Annotated in this window: 14 protein-coding genes and 1 tRNA gene; 1 reads left to right on the forward strand and 14 read right to left on the reverse strand. The window is 65.4% G+C overall.

Translation table 11 applies throughout. The annotated features are described in order from the left end of the window. From rpsG to AC1RMY_RS17465, 14 genes are all read right to left on the reverse strand, one after another. Window positions 1-471, reverse strand: coding sequence for a 30S ribosomal protein S7 (gene rpsG, locus AC1RMY_RS17400; protein ID WP_305691609.1), 471 nt, complete (start codon window positions 469-471; stop codon window positions 1-3). Between the two features lie 72 nt (window positions 472-543). Continuing rightward, window positions 544-915 carry a 30S ribosomal protein S12 gene (gene rpsL / locus AC1RMY_RS17405; RefSeq protein ID WP_038358286.1) on the reverse strand — a complete coding sequence of 124 codons (372 nt, stop codon included), beginning with the start codon at window positions 913-915 and terminating at the stop codon, window positions 544-546. A gap of 431 nt (window positions 916-1,346) precedes the next feature. Continuing rightward, window positions 1,347-5,543 carry a DNA-directed RNA polymerase subunit beta' gene (rpoC, locus tag AC1RMY_RS17410; protein ID WP_492866598.1) on the reverse strand — a complete coding sequence of 1,399 codons (4,197 nt, stop codon included), beginning with the start codon at window positions 5,541-5,543 and terminating at the stop codon, window positions 1,347-1,349. A gap of 115 nt (window positions 5,544-5,658) precedes the next feature. Continuing rightward, entirely contained in the window at window positions 5,659-9,780 is a 4,122-nt protein-coding gene (gene rpoB / locus AC1RMY_RS17415) for a DNA-directed RNA polymerase subunit beta (RefSeq protein WP_492866600.1), read from the reverse strand. A 255-nt stretch (window positions 9,781-10,035) separates the two neighbouring features. Then, on the reverse strand, window positions 10,036-10,419 hold the full coding sequence (gene rplL, locus AC1RMY_RS17420) for a 50S ribosomal protein L7/L12 (RefSeq protein ID WP_492866602.1): 384 nt from the start codon (window positions 10,417-10,419) through the stop codon (window positions 10,036-10,038). Between the two features lie 54 nt (window positions 10,420-10,473). Next, entirely contained in the window at window positions 10,474-10,989 is a 516-nt protein-coding gene (gene rplJ, locus AC1RMY_RS17425) for a 50S ribosomal protein L10 (RefSeq protein WP_492866604.1), read from the reverse strand. A gap of 514 nt (window positions 10,990-11,503) precedes the next feature. After that, on the reverse strand, window positions 11,504-12,202 hold the full coding sequence (gene rplA / locus AC1RMY_RS17430) for a 50S ribosomal protein L1 (protein ID WP_492866606.1): 699 nt from the start codon (window positions 12,200-12,202) through the stop codon (window positions 11,504-11,506). 10 nt (window positions 12,203-12,212) lie between these two features. Then, window positions 12,213-12,644, reverse strand: coding sequence for a 50S ribosomal protein L11 (gene rplK, locus AC1RMY_RS17435; RefSeq protein WP_492866608.1), 432 nt, complete (start codon window positions 12,642-12,644; stop codon window positions 12,213-12,215). Window positions 12,645-12,986: 342 nt separating this feature from the next. Continuing rightward, window positions 12,987-13,520 (reverse strand): transcription termination/antitermination protein NusG, encoded by a 534-nt coding sequence (gene nusG / locus AC1RMY_RS17440; RefSeq protein WP_492866610.1) that lies wholly within the window; start codon window positions 13,518-13,520, stop codon window positions 12,987-12,989. A 14-nt stretch (window positions 13,521-13,534) separates the two neighbouring features. Beyond that, entirely contained in the window at window positions 13,535-13,729 is a 195-nt protein-coding gene (gene secE, locus AC1RMY_RS17445; RefSeq protein WP_492866612.1) for a preprotein translocase subunit SecE, read from the reverse strand. A gap of 232 nt (window positions 13,730-13,961) precedes the next feature. Continuing rightward, window positions 13,962-14,037, reverse strand: a tRNA-Trp gene (locus AC1RMY_RS17450). A 136-nt stretch (window positions 14,038-14,173) separates the two neighbouring features. Next, window positions 14,174-15,364: an elongation factor Tu gene (tuf, locus tag AC1RMY_RS17455; protein WP_492866593.1), complete on the reverse strand. Its 1,191-nt coding sequence runs from the start codon at window positions 15,362-15,364 to the stop codon at window positions 14,174-14,176. 116 nt (window positions 15,365-15,480) lie between these two features. Then, window positions 15,481-16,758 carry a nicotinate phosphoribosyltransferase gene (pncB, locus tag AC1RMY_RS17460; protein WP_492866614.1) on the reverse strand — a complete coding sequence of 426 codons (1,278 nt, stop codon included), beginning with the start codon at window positions 16,756-16,758 and terminating at the stop codon, window positions 15,481-15,483. 46 nt (window positions 16,759-16,804) lie between these two features. Continuing rightward, on the reverse strand, window positions 16,805-18,673 hold the full coding sequence (locus AC1RMY_RS17465) for a TRAP transporter large permease (RefSeq protein ID WP_492866616.1): 1,869 nt from the start codon (window positions 18,671-18,673) through the stop codon (window positions 16,805-16,807). Between the two features lie 155 nt (window positions 18,674-18,828). Here AC1RMY_RS17465 and AC1RMY_RS17470 point away from each other — a divergent pair. Beyond that, on the forward strand, window positions 18,829-19,156 hold a 328-nt coding region (locus tag AC1RMY_RS17470), incomplete at its 3' end, for an NAD(P)-binding domain-containing protein (RefSeq protein WP_492866618.1).

Raw genomic sequence — 19,156 nt, forward strand, 5'->3', positions numbered from 1 at the left:
TTACCAGCGATAATGCGAGAAGGCACGGTTGGCTTCCGCCATCCGGTGCGTGTCTTCGCGCTTCTTGACCGCGTTGCCACGGTTGCTGGCCGCATCCATCAGCTCCGAGGAGAGACGCTCGACCATCGTCTTGTCGTTGCGGCCGCGAGCGGCCGAGATCAGCCAGCGGATCGCCAGCGCCTGACGGCGCTCGGTGCGAACCTCGACCGGAACCTGGTAGGTGGCGCCGCCGACGCGACGCGAACGCACCTCGATCGCCGGGGCGACGTTCTCGAGCGCGCTCTTGAAAACGGCGAGCGGGTCGCTCTTCATCTTGGCCTCGATGATGTCGAAAGCGCCATAGACGATCCGCTCGGCGGTCGACTTCTTGCCCTCGTACATGACCGAGTTCATGAACTTGGTCACGATCACGTCGTGGAACTTCGGATCGGGAATGATCTCGCGCTTTTCGGCGCTATGGCGGCGGGACATCGTCTAGTCTCCGGTCAAATCTTCAACGCTGCGAACCGGCCGGGCCTCCTGGCACGGCCGGTCGGGCAGAAATTACTTCGGACGCTTGGCGCCGTACTTCGAACGACGCTGCTTGCGGTTCTTGACGCCCTGGGTGTCGAGAACGCCGCGCAGGATGTGGTAGCGCACGCCGGGAAGGTCCTTGACGCGGCCGCCGCGGATCATGACCACGGAGTGCTCCTGCAGGTTGTGACCCTCACCCGGAATATAGCCGATCACCTCGAAGCCGTTGGTCAGGCGCACCTTGGCGACCTTACGCAGCGCCGAGTTCGGCTTCTTCGGCGTCGTCGTGTAGACGCGCGTGCAGACGCCGCGCTTCTGCGGGCAGGACTCGAGCGCCGGAGCGGTGTTGCGCGCCTTGACGGGCGAACGCGGCTTGCGAATGAGCTGGCTGATTGTCGGCATTCTGGCCTCTCGCTCCCACTGAGCGTTTGGAAATCGCTAAATCCGTTGCCCAGGCCGACTGTTGCCATGACACAAACGAAGCCGCGCCATCGGCTCCCGGCAGGGAGGCCTCAGGCGCGTTCGCCAGCAGAGGATCACGGCTCTCGCCGCGTTCATGCATCTTGCCATGTCGTCAATCGACGCTGGAGTTTCGGTGGAGTTTCGGCCGCGAAATTCGCCAGCAACAAAGGCTAAGGCGACATACGTGTCCGACAACCACCGACAGTGGCGCGCTTATGACTCGGGTCGAGATTCGCGTCAACCCCCAATCTCGGGATTTGACGCCGGAAATGCCCTGCCCCGCGGGTCTTTCGCCGGAAAAGCAACATGGCCGCCCCCTCGCGGGGGCGGCCATGTCCGATTAATCGCATTCTGCGGCTATGCGGAAGCCGTCATTCCGCCGCGGGCAGCGCCGCCTCGACCGCCTTGGCCGCGGAAGCCGCGGCCTTCGCCGCCGCATCCGCCTTCTGCCCGACGATGAGATCGTCGCGACGCGTCGCCACCTGCTTGATGCGGGCGACCTGCGCGCCGGTGCCGGCCGGGATCAGCGAGCCGACGATGACGTTCTCCTTCAGGCCCTCCAGCGTGTCGTACTTGCCGTTGACCGCCGCCTCAGTGAGGACGCGGGTGGTCTCCTGGAACGACGCCGCCGAAATGAAGGAGCGGGTCTGCAGCGAAGCCTTGGTGATGCCGAGCAGCACCGGGACGCCGGAGGCGGGCTTCTTGCCCTCTTCCGCCATCTTCGCGTTGATCTCCTGCAGCTCGATGCGGTCGACCTGGTCGCCGGTCAGGATGTCGGTGTCGCCGCCATCCGTGATCTCGACCTTCTGCAGCATCTGCCGGACGATCACCTCGATGTGCTTGTCGTTGATGCCGACGCCCTGGAGGCGATAGACCTCCTGGATCTCGTTCACCAGATAAGCCGCCAGTTCCTCGACGCCCTTGATCGCGAGGATGTCGTGCGGGGCCGGGTTGCCGTCGAGGATGTAGTCGCCGACCTCTACGACGTCGCCGTCCTGGAGATGGATGTGCTTGCCCTTGGGGATCAGGTACTCGAGCCCCTCGGAACCGTCATGCGGTGTCAGCGTGACGCGACGCTTGTTCTTGTAGTCCTTGCCGAAGCCGATGACGCCCGACTTCTCGGCAATGATCGCCGCATCCTTCGGACGACGCGCCTCGAACAGCTCCGCCACGCGCGGCAGACCGCCCGTGATGTCGCGGGTCTTGGCCGAGTCGGTCGAGACACGCGCCAGAACGTCGCCGGCCTTGATCGCCGAACCCGGCTCCACCGAGATGATGCCGTCGACCGGCAGGATGTAGCGGGCATCGCCGCCACGGGCGAGCTTCGCCACCTTGCCGTCCGAACCGAGAACCGTCAGCGACGGCTTCAGGTCGGCGGTACGGGCCGAACCGCGCCAGTCGATGACGACGCGCTTGGAGATGCCCGTCGCCTCGTCGGTCGTCTCGGTGATCGACATGCCGTCGACCAGGTCCTCGAAGCCGACGGTACCGTCGACTTCCGCCAGGATCGGGCGGGAATAGGGATCCCACTCGATCAGGCGCTGGCCGCGCTTGACCTTGTCGCCCTCGTCGACCCGCAGCTTCGAGCCGAACTGGACGCGGTGCACCGCACGCTCGGCGCCGTCCGGGCCGACGATCACGATGGCGATGTTGCGCGCCATCGCGATCAGGTCGCCGTCCGAATTCCGCGCGACGTTGCGGTTGCGCATCTTGACCGTGCCTTCGAAGTTCGACTCGACGAAGGACTGGTCGGCGATGGTGGCCGCGCCGCCGATATGGAAGGTGCGCATGGTGAGCTGCGTGCCCGGCTCGCCGATCGACTGCGCCGCGATGACGCCGACGGCCTCGCCCATGTTGACGGGCGTGCCGCGGGCCAGGTCGCGGCCGTAGCAGGTCGCGCAGACGCCGTTCTTGGTCTCGCAGGTCAGCACCGAGCGGATCTTCACCTCCTGGATGCCGGCGGCGTTGATCTTCTCGATATGGGCCTCGTCGATCATCGTGCCCTTCGGAACGAGGACGTTGCCGTCGATATCCGTCACGTCCTCGGCCGCGGAACGGCCCAGGATACGGATGCCGAGCGAAGCCACGACCTGGCCCGCATCGATGATGGCGCGCATCTTGATGCCGTTGTCCGAGCCGCAATCGGTCTCGGAGATGATGGCATCCTGCGCCACGTCGACGAGACGGCGGGTGAGGTAACCCGAATTCGCCGTCTTGAGCGCGGTGTCGGCCAGCCCCTTGCGGGCGCCGTGCGTCGAGTTGAAGTACTCGAGCACGTCCAGGCCTTCCTTGAAGTTCGAGATGATCGGCGATTCGATGATCTCGCCCGACGGCTTGGCCATCAGGCCGCGCATCGCCGCGAGCTGCTTCATCTGCGCCGGCGAACCGCGGGCACCCGAGTGGCTCATCATGTAGATCGAGTTTATCGGCTTGTCGCGGCCGGTCTCGTCCTTCTTCACGGTCGAGATGCGGGCCATCATCTCCTGGGCGAGCTTGTCGGAGCACTTCGCCCAGGCGTCGACGACCTTGTTGTACTTCTCGCCCTGGGTGATCAGGCCGTCCTGGTACTGCTGCTCGTAATCCTTGGCGAGCGCGCGGGTGGTATCGACGATCTCCCACTTGTTCTCCGGCACGACCATGTCGTCCTTGCCGAAGGAGATGCCGGCCTTGAAGGCGTGGGTGAAGCCCAGCGACATGATGCGGTCGCAGAAGATCACCGATTCCTTCTGACCGCAGCCGCGATAGACGGCGTCGATCATCCCCTGGATCTCCTTCTTGGTCATCAGCTTGTTGATGACGTCGAAGGTCACGGCCGGGTGCTTGGGCAGCGCGGTCGAGAGGATCACGCGGCCAGGCGTCGTGTCGTAGATCTTGGTGTAGGGCTTGCCGTCCTGTCCGACGCCGGTCCAGCGGTATTTGATCTTCGAATGCAGCGTCACGACCTTCTCGTGCAGCGCATATTCGAGCTCGCCGAAATCACCGAAGATCTTGCCCTGGCCCGGCTCGCCGTCCGAGACGATCGAGAGGTAGTACAGGCCGAGCACGATGTCCTGCGACGGCACGATGATCGGCAGGCCGTTCGCCGGGTGCAGGATGTTGTTGGTCGACATCATCAGGACGCGCGCTTCGAGCTGCGCTTCGAGCGACAGCGGAACGTGCACGGCCATCTGGTCGCCGTCGAAGTCGGCGTTGAACGCGGCGCAGACCAGCGGATGGAGCTGGATCGCCTTGCCCTCGATCAGCGTCGGCTCGAACGCCTGGATGCCCAGGCGGTGCAGCGTCGGAGCGCGGTTCAGCATCACCGGATGCTCGCGGATGACCTCGTCCAGGATATCCCAGACCTCCGGCTTCTCCTTCTCGACGAGCTTCTTGGCCTGCTTGACCGTGGTCGAGTAGCCCTTGGCGTCGAGGCGCGCATAGATGAACGGCTTAAACAGCTCGAGCGCCATCTTCTTCGGCAGGCCGCACTGGTGCAGCTTCAGCTCCGGGCCGACCACGATGACCGAGCGGCCGGAATAGTCGACGCGCTTGCCGAGCAGGTTCTGGCGGAAGCGGCCCTGCTTGCCCTTCAGCATGTCGGCGAGCGACTTCAGCGGGCGCTTGTTGGCGCCGGTGATGACGCGGCCGCGACGGCCGTTGTCGAACAGCGCATCGACCGATTCCTGCAGCATCCGCTTCTCGTTGCGGATGATGATGTCCGGCGCGCGCAGCTCGATCAGCCGCTTCAGGCGGTTGTTGCGGTTGATGACGCGGCGATAGAGATCGTTCAGGTCCGAGGTCGCGAAGCGGCCACCATCGAGCGGCACGAGCGGACGCAAGTCAGGCGGGATCACCGGGATGATGGTCATGACCATCCATTCCGGCTTGTTGCCCGACTGCTGGAACGCCTCGATGATCTTGAGGCGCTTCATCAGCTTCTTGGGCTTCAGCTCCGACGTCGTCGTCGCGATCTCATGCTTGAGATCGGCGTTGATCTGGTCGAGGTCGAGCGCCCGCAGCATCTCGCGGATCGCTTCCGCGCCGATCATGGCGGTGAAGGTGTCGGCGCCATACTCTTCCTGGCAGCGGACATACTCTTCTTCGGACAGAAGCTGACGGTCCTTGAGCGGGGTCAGGCCCGGCTCGATGACCACATACGACTCGAAGTAGAGGATGCGCTCGAGGTCCTTGAGCGGCATGTCCATGAGCAGGCCGATGCGCGAGGGCAGCGACTTCAGGAACCAGATATGCGCGACCGGGGCGGCCAGCTCGATATGGCCCATGCGCTCGCGCCGGACGCGGGCGAGCGTGACTTCGACGCCGCACTTCTCGCAGATGACGCCCTTGAACTTCATGCGCTTGTACTTGCCGCACAGGCACTCGTAGTCCTTGATCGGCCCGAAGATGCGGGCGCAGAACAGGCCGTCGCGCTCCGGCTTGAACGTCCGGTAGTTGATCGTCTCCGGCTTTTTGATCTCGCCATAGGACCAGGACAGGATCTTCTCCGGGCTCGCGATCGAGATCTTGATCGCGTCGAAGGCCTGCTGGACCGGCTGCTGGCCGAAAAGGTTCATGACCTCTTGCTTCATCGCCTGTCTCCTCTCGCCGGCGGGGGTGGAGCACCGCCCTGCCCGGCTTCGTCAATTCAAGGGCCGGCGGCGTCAGTGCCGCCGGCAGATCATGTTCGGACCGGAGTGAACCGGCTTATTCGGCGGCCTCGGCCGGCGGCAGCTCGCCCGGCTTCGGCTTGTTGCTGACCAGTTCGACGTTGAGGCCGAGCGAACGCATTTCCTTGACGAGAACGTTGAAGCTCTCGGGGATGCCCGCCTCGAAGTTGTCCTCGCCGCGCACGATCGACTCGTAGACCTTGGTGCGGCCCGCCACGTCGTCCGACTTCACCGTCAGCATTTCCTGCAGCGTGTAGGCGGCGCCGTAGGCCTCGAGCGCCCAGACCTCCATCTCGCCGAAGCGCTGGCCGCCGAACTGCGCCTTGCCGCCCAGCGGCTGCTGGGTGACGAGCGAGTACGGACCGATCGAACGGGCATGGATCTTGTCGTCGACCAGATGGTGCAGCTTCAGCATGTAGATGTAGCCCATCGTCACCTTGCGGTCGAAGGGCTCGCCGGTGCGGCCGTCATAGAGCGTCGACTGGCCCGAGGAATGCAGGCCGGCCTGCTCCAGGAGCCGCTCGATATCGGCTTCCTTGGCGCCGTTGAACACCGGCGTCGCAATCGGAACGCCGCGACGCAGGTTCTGGCCCATCTCGACCAGCTCGTTCTCGTCCATCGAGGCGATGATCTCGTTGTCCTCGTAGACGGCGTCGAACGAAGCCCTCAGCGCCTTGACGTCATGCGCCTTCTTATAGGCGTCGATTGCTGCGCCGATCTGCTTGCCGAGGCCGGCGGCAGCCCAGCCCAGATGCGTCTCCAGGATCTGCCCGACGTTCATGCGCGAGGGCACGCCGAGCGGGTTCAGGACGATGTCGGCATGGGTGCCGTCCTCGAGGAACGGCATGTCCTCCGCCGGCACGATGCGCGAGACCACGCCCTTGTTGCCGTGACGGCCGGCCATCTTGTCGCCCGGCTGGATCTTGCGCTTCACCGCGACGAAGACCTTGACCATCTTCATCACGCCCGGAGGCAGTTCGTCGCCGCGCTGCAGCTTCTCGACCTTGTCGAGGAAGCGCTGCTCGAGGCGCTTCTTCGACTCGTCGTACTGCTTCCGCATCGCCTCGATTTCGGTCATCAGGGCGTCGTCCGCCGTGGCGAACAGCCACCACTGCGAGCGCGGGAACTCGGACATGCCCTCGCGGGTGATGACCGTGTCCTTCTTGAAGCCCTTCGGACCGGCGAGGCCGGTCTTGCCGTTCAGGATGTCGCCGAGACGCGCGAAGGTATTGCGGTCCAGGATCGCCTGCTCGTCGTCGCGGTCCTTGGCGAGACGCTCGATCTCCTCGCGCTCGATCGCCTGGGCGCGCTCGTCCTTGTCGACGCCATGGCGGTTGAACACGCGGACCTCGACGATCGTGCCCTGCACGCCCGGCGGGACACGCAGCGAGGTGTCGCGGACGTCGGAGGCCTTCTCGCCGAAGATGGCGCGCAGCAGCTTCTCTTCCGGCGTCATCGGGCTCTCGCCCTTCGGCGTGATCTTGCCGACGAGGATGTCGCCCGCAGCCACTTCGGCGCCGATATAGACGATGCCGGCTTCGTCGAGGTTCTTCAGCGCCTCTTCCGAAACGTTCGGAATGTCGCGCGTGATCTCCTCCGGACCCAGCTTGGTGTCGCGGGCCATGACCTCGAATTCCTCGATATGGATCGAGGTGAAGACGTCTTCCGAGACTATCTTCTCCGAAAGCAGGATCGAGTCCTCGAAGTTGTAGCCGTTCCACGGCATGAACGCGACGAGCACGTTGCGGCCGAGCGCGAGCTCGCCGAACTCGGTCGACGGGCCGTCCGCGACAATGTCACCCTTCTTGATGACGTCGCCGACGCGCACCAGCGGACGCTGCGTGATGCAGGTCGACTGGTTCGAGCGCTGGAACTTCTGCAGACGATAGATGTCGACGCCGGGCTTCGTCGGGTCCATCTCGTCCGAAGCGCGGATGACGATACGCGTCGCGTCGACCTGGTCGACGATGCCGGCGCGGCGGGCCGCGATGGCGGCGCCCGAGTCACGGGCGACGACCGCTTCCATGCCGGTGCCGACGAAGGGCGCGTCGGCGCGAACCAGCGGCACCGCCTGGCGCTGCATGTTCGAACCCATCAGCGCGCGGTTGGCGTCGTCGTTCTCGAGGAACGGGATCAGCGCCGCGGCGACCGAGACGAGCTGCTTGGGCGACACGTCCTGGAAGTCGACCTTGTCGACCGGCGTGACGATGACTTCGCCGGCGCGGCGGCAGACGATCAGATCGTCGGTGAGACGGCCTTCCTTGTCGACGGCGGCGTTGGCCTGGGCGACGTTGTACTTCGCCTCCTCCATCGCCGAGAGATAGATGATCTCGTCGGTGACCTTGCCGTCGCGGATGCGACGATATGGGCTCTCGATGAAGCCGTACTTGTTCACCCGCGCGAAGGTGGCGAGCGAGTTGATCAGGCCGATATTCGGGCCTTCGGGCGTCTCGATCGGGCAGATGCGGCCGTAATGCGTCGGGTGCACGTCGCGCACCTCGAAGCCGGCGCGCTCGCGGGTCAGGCCACCCGGGCCAAGCGCCGAAAGGCGGCGCTTGTGAGTGACTTCCGAGAGCGGGTTCGTCTGGTCCATGAACTGCGAAAGCTGCGACGAACCGAAAAACTCGCGCACCGCGGCAGCCGCCGGCTTGGCGTTGATCAGGTCCTGCGGCATCACCGTGTCGATGTCGACCGAGGACATCCGCTCCTTGATGGCGCGCTCCATGCGCAGGAGGCCCAGGCGATACTGGTTCTCCATGAGCTCGCCGACCGAGCGCACGCGGCGGTTGCCGAGATGGTCGATGTCGTCGATCTCGCCCTTGCCGTCGCGCAGGTCGACCAGCGCCTTGACGACCGCGAAGATGTCCTCCTTGCGCAGGATGCGCACGGTGTCCTCGGCGTCGAGATCCAGGCGCATGTTCATCTTGACGCGCCCGACGGCCGAGAGGTCGTAGCGCTCGGCGTCGAAGAACAGCGACTGGAACATGTTCTCGGCGGTCTCGAGCGTCGGCGGCTCGCCCGGACGCATCACGCGGTAGATGTCGAACAGCGCCTCTTCACGGCGCGAGTTCTTGTCCACGTTCAGCGTGTTGCGGATATAGGGGCCGACCGTGATGTGGTCGATGTCGAGCACCGGGATCTCGTCGAAGCCCTCGTCGGTCAGCAGCTTGAGCAGCTTCTCGGTGATCTCCTCACCGGCCTCGGCGAAGACCTCGCCCGTCGCCGGATTGACCAGGTCCTCGGCGATGTACTGGGTGTACAGATCCTCGTCCGTGGCGCGCAGGAACTTGAGGCCCTTCTCGGCGAGCTGTCGCGCGGTGCGGGCGACGAGCTTCTTGCCGGCCTCGACCACGACCTCGCCGGTGTCGGCGTCGATCAGGTCCTCGTTCGCCTTGAAGCCCTTCATGCGCTCGGCGTCGTAGGGAACGCGCCAGCCCTGCTTGTCCTTGGCGTAGGTGATCGTGTTGTAGAAGCGGCTGAGGATCTCCTCGCCGTCCATGCCGAGCGCGAACAGCAGCGACGTCACCGGAATCTTGCGCTTCCGGTCGATACGCGCATAGACGATGTCCTTGGCGTCGAACTCGATGTCGAGCCAGGAACCGCGATAGGGGATTATGCGGGCGGCGAAGAGCAGCTTGCCCGAGGAATGGGTCTTGCCCTTGTCGTGGTCGAAGAACACGCCCGGCGAACGGTGCATCTGCGAGACGATGACGCGCTCGGTGCCGTTGACGATGAAGGTGCCGTTGTCGGTCATGAGCGGCATGTCGCCCATGTAGACATCCTGCTCCTTGATGTCCTTGACCGACTTGGCCTGGGTGTCGGGATCGATATCGAACACGATCAGGCGCAGCGTCACCTTGAGCGGCGCAGAGAAGGTCATGCCGCGCTGGCGGCACTCGTCAACGTCGTATTTCGGCGGCTCGAAGGTGTACTTGACGAACTCGAGCAGCGAGGCACCCGAGAAGTCGCCGATCGGGAACACCGACTTGAAGACCGACTGCAGGCCTTCGTCGCCGCGACCGCCCTTGGGCTCGTCGACCATCAGGAACTGGTCATAGGACGCCTTCTGAACCTCGATGAGGTTCGGCATCTGCGCCACTTCCTTGAGTTTGCCGAAGAACTTGCGGACGCGCCTGCGGCCCTGGAGCGAATTGACCATGTTGTTCCTCGCAATCTCGGACGGCTCACCTGGCGGTCTGCCTGATGAAAGGCGGACAGGCCGCCGGGTGAGCCGCTCGGCGCTTCACCGCGCCGACACCATCTGAATCTCGACCCCGCAACGCAAAGCTGCACCCAGGGTCTTTGCAACCTTTCCGCACTACGGTGCGGAAACGACGCGACAGCCCCGGAGGTGACGAGCACCCCGGGACTGTCTGGTCTTGACTAGGGTCGGACCGGCATCAGCCGGCCCTGCTCACTTGAGCTCGACCTTGGCGCCGACGGCCTCGAGCTGCTTCTTGAGCTTCTCGGCCTCGTCCTTGGCAACCGACTCCTTGACCGGCTTCGGAGCGGCCTCGACCAGATCCTTGGCCTCCTTGAGGCCGAGGCCGGTGATGGCGCGGACTTCCTTGATCACCTCGATCTTCTTGTCGCCGGCGGCGGCAAGAACGACGGTGAACTCGGTCTGCTCTTCAGCAGCAGCGGCGCCAGCGCCAGCGCCAGCGGCCGGACCAGCGGCGACGGCGACGGCGGCAGCGGCCGAAACGCCCCACTTCTCTTCGAGAAGCTTGGCGAGGTCAGCGGCCTCGAGGACCGTCAGGGAGGACAGCTCGTCGACGAGCTTGGCGAGATCAGCCATGATAGGCTCCTATATGGTAAGAGGTTCGAACGATTATCAGGGGTAACGGGCCGTTCAGGCCGCATCCTTGTCGGCATATGCCTGAAACACACGCGCAAGCTTCGCAGCAGGCGCGGTCGAGAGCTGGGCGATCTTCGTTGCCGGGGCCTGCAGGAGGCCGAGCAGCTTGGCGCGCAGTTCGTCGAGCGAGGGCATCGTGGCCAGGGCCTTGACGCCGTCGGGGTTCAGGGCGGTCTTGCCCATCGCGCCGCCGAGGATGACGAGCTTGTCGTTTTCCTTGGCGAATGCGGTGGCGACCTTCGGCGCCGCGACCGGATCGCTCGAATAAGCGATCAGGGTGGGACCCGTCAGCAGCTTGCTGATGGACGCGACGTCGGTGCCTTCAAGAGCGATCTTGGCCAGCCGGTTCTTTGCGACCTTCACGGTGGCGCCATTGGCCTTCATCTCGCGACGAAGCTTCTGGAACTGGGCCACCGTCAAACCCGCATAGTGGGCCACGACAACGACCGACGTGCTCGAAAACACGTCGTTCAGCGTCGCGACGGCATCTGTCTTTGCCGCTTTATCCACTGGGCTCTCTCCGGTAGGCGGCAGGCCTTTGAGGGGCTCGCCGCCGGTTGCACTGCCGCTCCCTTAAAACCCCGGTTGACACCGGCGCTTCATCGGAGCGACGCTCAGTGCCCTGTCCCCTCTCCGGCTCTTAAAGCCGTGATCGGGCGAGATGGTTCGAACCGCCTTCGGGATCTTGCGACCCCGCTTGAGCTCTTGCACCGTCTATGCAGGCCTCTTGGCGAAATTATGCCCTCGGGCGAACCCTCGGAGCACCTGCAGTCTCAGACAGGACTGGATGATTCGGACCCCAGGATTGCTCCGGACGCCCCAAACACCCATCTTTCGGCGGCGAACCGCCAAAAAACGCGAAACGGACCCCTTCGCGACAAGCGCGCCGGAGCCCACATCACTTATGGAAACTGGCAGCGTCATAGCGCCTTCGCCCGCTTCTGCCAAGTGAGATATTGCAAGTGGCATCTCGACCTTGCGGATCGAGATGCCAGCTTCGGCCGGCACGAGCCGGCCGATAGGGTCAGCCGCCGAGGACGGTGTTCGGCTCGATCTTGACGCCCGGACCCATCGTCGACGAGATCGCGACGCGCTGGATATAGGTGCCCTTGGCGCCGGCAGGCTTCGCCTTGGCGACGGAATCGGCGAAGGCCTTGATGTTCTCGGCCAGCTTCTCGGCGCTGAACGAGACCTTGCCGACGGCGGCATGCACGATGCCGGCCTTCTCGACGCGGAACTCGACCGAGCCGCCCTTGGACGCGGCGACCGCAGTGGTCAGGTCCATGGTGACGGTGCCGACCTTCGGGTTCGGCATCAGACCGCGCGGGCCGAGCACCTTACCGAGACGGCCGACCAGCGGCATCATGTCCGGAGTCGCGATGCAGCGGTCGAACTCGATCGTGCCCTTCTGGACGATCTCGACCAGATCCTCCGCACCGACGATGTCGGCGCCGGCCTTCTTGGCCTCCTCGGCCTTGGCGCCGCGCGCGAACACGGCGACGCGTAGGACACGGCCCGAGCCGTTCGGCAGGTTGCAGACGCCGCGGACCATCTGGTCGGCGTGACGCGGATCGACGCCCAGATTCATCGAGACCTCGACGGTCTCGTCGAACTTGGCAGTAGCCCGCTCCTTGACCAGCGAGACGGCGTCCGTCAGCGGGTAGAGCTTGGTGCGGTCAATGCCTTCGCGGCCCTTGACGACGCGCTTTCCGATATGTGCCATGATCGCCCCCTCAGCCCACGACTTCCAGGCCCATCGACCGGGCCGAGCCCTTGATCATGGACGAGGCGGATTCGACGCTGTCGCAGTTGAGATCGGCCATCTTCTTCTCGGCGATCTCCTTGATCTGCGCGGCGGTCACCTTGCCGACATTGCCGCCGCGGCCCGGGGTCTTCGAACCCGAGGTCAGGCCGGCGGCCTTCTTCAGCCAGTAGGACACCGGCGGCTGCTTCATCTCGAAGGTGAAGGAGCGGTCCTGATACGCGGTGATGATCACCGGGATCGGCATGCCCTTTTCCATCTGCGCGGTCTTCGCGTTGAAGGCCTTGCAGAATTCCATGATGTTGAGGCCGCGCTGACCCAGCGCCGGACCGATCGGCGGCGACGGATTGGCCGCGCCCGCCGGAACCTGAAGCTTCACGTAGCCCGTGATCTTCTTTGCCATGATGGCTGCTCCTGCCGCCTGCCCCGATGCCTATCGGAACGACGACGTCCCGCCCGCGGACAGCTTTCGCCCGGGGTCGGGATTGTTGCAGAGCGTGGTGCGGCAGGGAACTCCGGTTGGCGACCGGCCCGCCTCCCACGCAAGTGAGGCGCCGCCTATGACACAAGGCGGCACCGAAGGGAAGCCCGAAAGCCTCCCTGATTGAGGTCGTCCGAGAATTCGCTGGCGTGAGCCGGCTGGCGTGGCGGACGAGATCCGGAGCGGAGCGGACATAAGTCCGTGAGCACCGGAAGCCCGGGCCGTCGCGTCAGACGGCCGCGCCAGTGGAATTCGCGGGCCGCCTCAGAGCTTTTCGACCTGGCCGTATTCCAGCTCGACCGGCGTGGCGCGGCCGAAGATCGAGACGGCGACCTTGAGGCGGGCGCGACCGTGATCGACATCCTCGACGACGCCGTTGAACGAGGCGAAGGGGCCGTCGGCGACCTTCACCTGCTCGCCGATCTCGAAAACGATGGTCGGCTTCGGACGCTCGATGCCCTCGGCGACCTGGCCCTTGATCCGCATCGCCTCATGCTCGGGAATCGGCATCGGCTTGGCCTTGTCGGCGCCCAGGAAGCCGGTGACCTTCGGCGTGTTCTTGATGAGGTGATAGACCTCGTCGGTCATCTCGCACTTCACCAGCACATACCCGGGGAAGAACTTGCGCTCGGCGTCGACCTTGCGGCCGCGGCGAACCTCGACGACCTTCTCGGTCGGAACCAGCACCTCATCGAACTTGTCGGCGAGATTGCGCTGCGCCGCCTGGTCGCGGATCGACTGCGCGACTTTGTTCTCGAAGTTCGAATAGGCGTGGACGATGTACCAGCGGGTGCTCACGTTCTTGATTCCGTTCAACGGGCGCCGAGGATGATGCCGAGCGACCAGCGGATGATGGTGTCGGTGAAGAGGAAGAACAGGCTCGACACGACGACCATGGCGAGCACGAGGCCCGTCGTGATCAAGGTCTCGCGACGCGACGGCCAGGTCACCTTGGACGCTTCGTTGCGCACGTCCTGCAGAAAGCTGAAGGGGCTGGTCTTGGCCATGGATCACCTCGGGTCCCGAACCGGCACGCTGGCTCCTGCCAGGGTGTCGATTCGGCTGTCCTGAAACATTCGCGGCGCGGGGCTCAGGGAGCCGCGCGCCGTGCTGGAAAGCCTCTTACATCGACGGAAGTCTTTAGCCAAGAGACTTTTGGCTAGATGCTCGCCGCAAGAGGCCATTGGAAGGCGCCGCTCCGGGCGGGCTGCGCAGGCGCCCGGCGCCACATCGCGGAACTGGCAGGGGCGGCAGGGCTCGAACCTGCGACACCCGGTTTTGGAGACCGGTACTCTACCAACTGAGCTACACCCCTGTAGTCGCGCGATCCTTTGCCCCAACCGTTCCGGCTTTTCAAGTGCGAAATCGCCGCGCCCGCGAAGCGATCGTGCAGAAACGAAAAGGGGCGCCGAAACCGGCGCCCCTTCCCGAATACCAGCTGATGCGATCGATCAGGCGATGATGCTGGCGACGACGCCGGCGCCGACGGTGCGGCCGCCTTCGCGGATGGCGAAGCGCAGCTTCTCTTCCATCGCGATCGGCACGATCAGGTGCACTTCCATGGCGATGTTGTCGCCCGGCATCACCATCTCCGTGCCTTCCGGCAGGTGCACCACGCCCGTCACGTCCGTCGTGCGGAAGTAGAACTGCGGCCGGTAGTTGGTGAAGAACGGGGTGTGGCGGCCGCCCTCCTCCTTCGTCAGGATGTAGGCCTCGGCCTTGAACTTCGTGTGCGGCTTCACCGAACCCGGCTTGCACAGGATCTGGCCGCGCTCCACGTCCTCGCGCTTGGTGCCGCGCAGCAGCGCGCCGATGTTGTCGCCGGCCTGGCCCTGGTCGAGCAGCTTGCGGAACATCTCGACGCCCGTCACCGTCGTCTTGACCGTGTCCTTCAGCCCGACGATCTCGATTTCCTCGCCGACCTTGACGATGCCGCGCTCGACGCGACCCGTCACCACCGTGCCGCGACCCGAGATCGAGAACACGTCCTCGACCGGCATCAGGAAGGGCTGGTCGATCGGCCGCTCCGGCTGCGGGATGTACTCGTCGACCGTCTTCATCAGCGCGATCACCGCGTCATGGCCGATCGCCTTGTCGCCATTGTCCAGCGCGACCTTGGCCGAGCCCTTGGTGATCGGGATGTCGTCGCCCGGGAAGTCGTACTTCGACAGAAGCTCGCGGATCTCCATCTCGACCAGCTCGAGCAGCTCGGCGTCGTCGACGAGATCGACCTTGTTCATGAACACGACCAGCGCGGGAACGCCGACCTGGCGCGCCAGCAGGATGTGCTCGCGGGTCTGCGGCATCGGGCCGTCCGCCGCCGACACAACCAGGATCGCGCCGTCCATCTGCGCCGCGCCCGTGATCATGTTCTTCACATAGTCGGCGTGGCCGGGGCAGTCGACATGGGCGTAGTGACGCGCAGCCGTCTCGTACTCGACATGGGCCGTCGAGATCGTGATGCCGCGGGCCTTCTCCTCCGGCGCCTTGTCGATCTGGTCATACGCCGTGAACGAAGCGCCGCCCGACTCGGCCAGCACCTTCGTGATCGCAGCCGTCAGAGACGTCTTGCCATGGTCGACGTGACCAATCGTTCCGATGTTGCAATGCGGCTTCGTCCGAGCAAATTTCTCTTTGGCCATGACACCCTGTTCCTGACAACGGCCCTACGCGGCCGGAAAGCGCGGTCGCATTAGGGGGTTTTGGGCGCGGATGCAAGGCGGGCGCAACCAGAACGTCAACTGGCGCGGCAGGAACGTCAGCCGACCCCGAACACCCGCCGGTATCGCGCCACCGCCTCGCCCTCCCCTGAAACCTTTTCGGGATTGTCCGAGAGCTTCACCGCCGGGCGCCCGTTCGCCTTCGTGACCTTGCAGACCAGCGACATCGGGTCGAGCGCGCGCGAGCCGTCGGGCGAGCAGCCGGCGAGATCGTTGGTCAGGTCCGTGCCCCAGCCGAAGGCCATGCGGACCTTGCCGTCGAAATGGTGGTAGACGCGCTCGATCGCATCGACATCGAGCCCATCGGAGAAGACCAGGAGCTTCTCCCTCGGATCGCGTCCGCGCGCGCGCCACCAGGTCATGATCTCCTCGCCGGCCTGGATCGGCGGCGCCGAATCGGGCCGGAAACCCGTCCAGTCCGCGACCCAGTCCGGCGCATGGCGCAGGAATCCCGTGGTTCCGAAGGCGTCCGGCAGCGCGATCAGCAGGTTGCCGCCATAGACTTGGCGCCATTCGTCGAGCACGCGATAGGGGGCGCGCAGCAACTCCTCGTCGCTGTCGGCGAGCGCGGCCAGCACCATCGGCAATTCATGCGCATTGGTGCCGATCGCCTCGAGATCGTTGTCCATCGCCAAAAGCACGTTCGAAGTGCCGCTGAAGGCGGAGCCGAGCCCTTCCTTCAACGCCTCGACGCACCAGCGCTGCCAGAGATGGCCATGGCGCCGGCGCGTGCCGAAATCCGAAAGGCGCAGATTCGGCAGCTTCTGCAGGCGATCGACCTTGTCCCACATCTTCGCCTTGGCCCGGGCATAGAGCACGTCGAGCGAAAAGCGCTTCTGGCCGACCATGACGCGCCGTGCCCGAAGCTCGTTGATGATCGCGAGCGCCGGCACCTCCCACATCGTGGTGTGGGTCCAGGGCCCCTCGAAATGCAGCTCGTATTGCCCGTCGACCTTGCGCAGATCGTATTCGGGGAGCTGGAAATCGGCGAGCCAGGTGATGAACTCCGGCGAGAACATCTGCGTCCGGCCGTAGAATGAGTTGCCCGCAAGCCAGATCAGCTCCTTCTTCGAAAAGCGCACGCTGCGGGCATGGTCGAGCTGCGCGCGCAGTTCCGCCTCGTCGACGATGTCGGCCAGGCGGATATGCCTGGAGCGGTTGATCAGCGAGAAGGTGACCTCGACCTGCGGATGGAAGGCCCGGATCATCTGCAGCATCAGCAGCTTGTAGAAATCCGTGTCGAGCAGGCTGCGGATGATCGGGTCGAGCCGCCAGCCATGATTATAGGTCCGCGTCGCGATATCGGTGACGGTCATGGCAGGGCGGGGTCCAGGCGGTTGGCGGAAGGCGGGTTGGCGCGCATCAGAACAGCGCCTTGAGCCCGAGGGCAAGCCAAGACCCGGCAAGCGCGGGCCAGGCAGCCGCCCCCAGCGACAACACCGCAAGTGCGACCAGGAGCACGCCGAGCAGCGGCAGCACCGCCCGGAACACGGCCCCGGCCGGAACCCGGGTGATGCCGCTGACGACATAGACGAGGATGCCGAGCGGCGGCGTCAGCCCGTGGATCATCAGGTTGACGACGAGGATCACGCCGAACTGGATCGGATCGAGCCCCGCCCCGATCGCAACAGGCAACAGCAGTGGTGCCAGCAGCAGGATCGCCGCGCCGATATCGAGGAAGAGCCCAGCGACCAGCAGCACGAGATTGGCGAGCAGCATCACCGCATAGGGCCCGCCGCCGAGCGCCGTCACCAGCCCCGCCATCCCGTCGGAGACGCGGTCCAGCGCGAGCAGGAAGGCGAAGGGGGCGGATGCGCCGATCAGCAAGCCTATCGCGGCCGTCTCAGTCGCGGTGCGCCGTAGCGCGGCCAGAACGCCCCGGACGTTCAGGCTGCGCAGCGCGAGGCAGGTCACGAGTGCATAGGCCACCGCGAGCGCCGAGGCCTCCGTCACCGTGACGACGCCGAAGCGGATGCCGACGACCACCACGACGCCGAGCCCGATCGCCGGCAGCGCGCCGACGAAGCTCGCCGCCCGCTCGCCCGCACTTGCCTTCGGTGCCGCATCGACCACATTTCGCACCGTCAGATGGATGCCGATGGCCAGCGCCAACGCCAGCACTCCACCCGCCAGGAACCCGCCGACCAGCAGCGACCCGACCGAGAGGCTCGTCGCCGACGCCAGCAGCAGGAAGGCGATCGAAGGCGGGATGATATTGTCGAGCATCGAGACGGCCGCGACGATTCCCGCCGCGTGGGCCGGCGGATAGCCGCGCGCCACCAGGGTCGGCGCCATCACCTTCGCCCCAAAGGCAGCATTCGCGACCGACGAACCCGACGCGCCCGAGAACAGCACGCTGGAAACCAGGGCCGTCTGGGCAAGACCCGCGCGGCGATGCCCGACGAGCGCGGCGGCGAAGCGTACCAGCCGCTCGGCAAGACCACCGGAAGTCAAAAGCTCACCGGCGAGCAGGAAGAAGGGAATCGCCAGCAACAGAAATTTCGAGACGCCGGCGACGGTGTTCTGGACGATCGCCGGCTCCGGCAGCATCCCGCCGAAGGCGCCCGCGACTGAGGCGCCGGCCAGCAAAGCGAGCGGCAAAGGCGCGCCGAGCAGCAATCCGGCAGCCGCGAGCAGCGCCGCTGCGAGGCTCGGTGTGGCCAGGACCAAGCCGGTCGAAAGCTGCGACAACCCGTAGAAGCACGCACCGAGCAGGAGAGCAGCCAGCGCGTCGGGCCATCCCCGCGCGAGAGCCGCATGCAGCGTCAGGACGAGCACGACCATGCCGCCGCCCGCTGCGAAGGCGGCAAAGCGCAGCCATTCGGGCAGGCCGAGTACGGTCGATGTCCCGCCGAGCAGCATGGCGACGCCGGCGCCGCCGAAAGTCAGCACGAGCGCTCCCTGCGCAGCGATGGCGCCGCTCAGCGCATCCGACAGCCGGCGCCAGCCGGGCGGCAGCAGCCGCACGAGCACATCCAGCCGCATCGAAAGCAGCCCCGTCACCGCCAGCGGCGCACCGACTGCGATCAGCGCGACATGAAGCCAGATCGCCAGCTCATCCGACCAGACGAAGCCGCCACCGAACAGGTAGCGCCGGATCACCGCCGCCATCACGACGAGGAAGAGCACGGCCAGGATCGCAGCGCCAAGCCATTGCAGAACGGCTTCGATGGCGGCGAGCGCACGCGCCGACCCGCGCCCGCCCTGTCCGCCCGCCTCCTGCTCCCTCATGCCCGCATCGTCCAATCCCGAATCCTTGCCCGACCAGCTTCCAATCCGTATAGCGCGGGAGCCATCCCCGTCATGCTCGCCCTTGTGGCGAGCATCCACGTCTTGAACTCCGCTCTGGACCGACGACGACGTGGATGGTCGGGACAAGCCCGACCATGACGAAAGGGTGCAAGCTCATGACGGCGCAGGTGCATCGGTTCGTGGAGAAGGTGCGGGACCGCTCGGTGGTGATCGGCGTGATCGGGCTGGGCTATGTCGGCATGCCGCTGGCGCTGGCGGCGCTGCGCCAGGGCATCAAGGTCGTCGGCTTCGACATCGACCAGGCCCGCGTCGAGCAGATCAATGCCGGGCGCGAGACGATCAAGCACATCCCGATGGACCTCGTCGTCGAGGGGCTGGCGCAGCAGCGCTTCGAGGCGACGACCGATTTCGACCGCCTGTCGGAGCCGGACGCCCTGCTGATCTGCGTGCCGACGCCGCTCT

It is taken from the genome of Allobosea sp. GW822-FHT03F07 (assembly GCF_058801345.1).

Bases quoted from the DNA above. Each gene is read 5' to 3' on its own strand.
- rplL (WP_492866602.1), bottom strand. From the start codon at position 10,419: ATGGCTGATCTCGCCAAGCTCGTCGACGAGCTGTCCTCCCTGACGGTC.
- rpoC (WP_492866598.1), bottom strand. From the start codon at position 5,543: ATGAAGCAAGAGGTCATGAACCTTTTCGGCCAGCAGCCGGTCCAGCAG.
- pncB (WP_492866614.1), bottom strand. From the start codon at position 16,758: ATGACCGTCACCGATATCGCGACGCGGACCTATAATCATGGCTGGCGG.
- AC1RMY_RS17465 (WP_492866616.1), bottom strand. From the start codon at position 18,673: ATGAGGGAGCAGGAGGCGGGCGGACAGGGCGGGCGCGGGTCGGCGCGT.
- rpsL (WP_038358286.1), bottom strand. From the start codon at position 915: ATGCCGACAATCAGCCAGCTCATTCGCAAGCCGCGTTCGCCCGTCAAG.
- rplA (WP_492866606.1), bottom strand. From the start codon at position 12,202: ATGGCACATATCGGAAAGCGCGTCGTCAAGGGCCGCGAAGGCATTGAC.
- secE (WP_492866612.1), bottom strand. From the start codon at position 13,729: ATGGCCAAGACCAGCCCCTTCAGCTTTCTGCAGGACGTGCGCAACGAA.
- rpoB (WP_492866600.1), bottom strand. From the start codon at position 9,780: ATGGTCAATTCGCTCCAGGGCCGCAGGCGCGTCCGCAAGTTCTTCGGC.
- rpsG (WP_305691609.1), bottom strand. From the start codon at position 471: ATGTCCCGCCGCCATAGCGCCGAAAAGCGCGAGATCATTCCCGATCCG.
- rplK (WP_492866608.1), bottom strand. From the start codon at position 12,644: ATGGCAAAGAAGATCACGGGCTACGTGAAGCTTCAGGTTCCGGCGGGC.
- tuf (WP_492866593.1), bottom strand. From the start codon at position 15,364: ATGGCCAAAGAGAAATTTGCTCGGACGAAGCCGCATTGCAACATCGGA.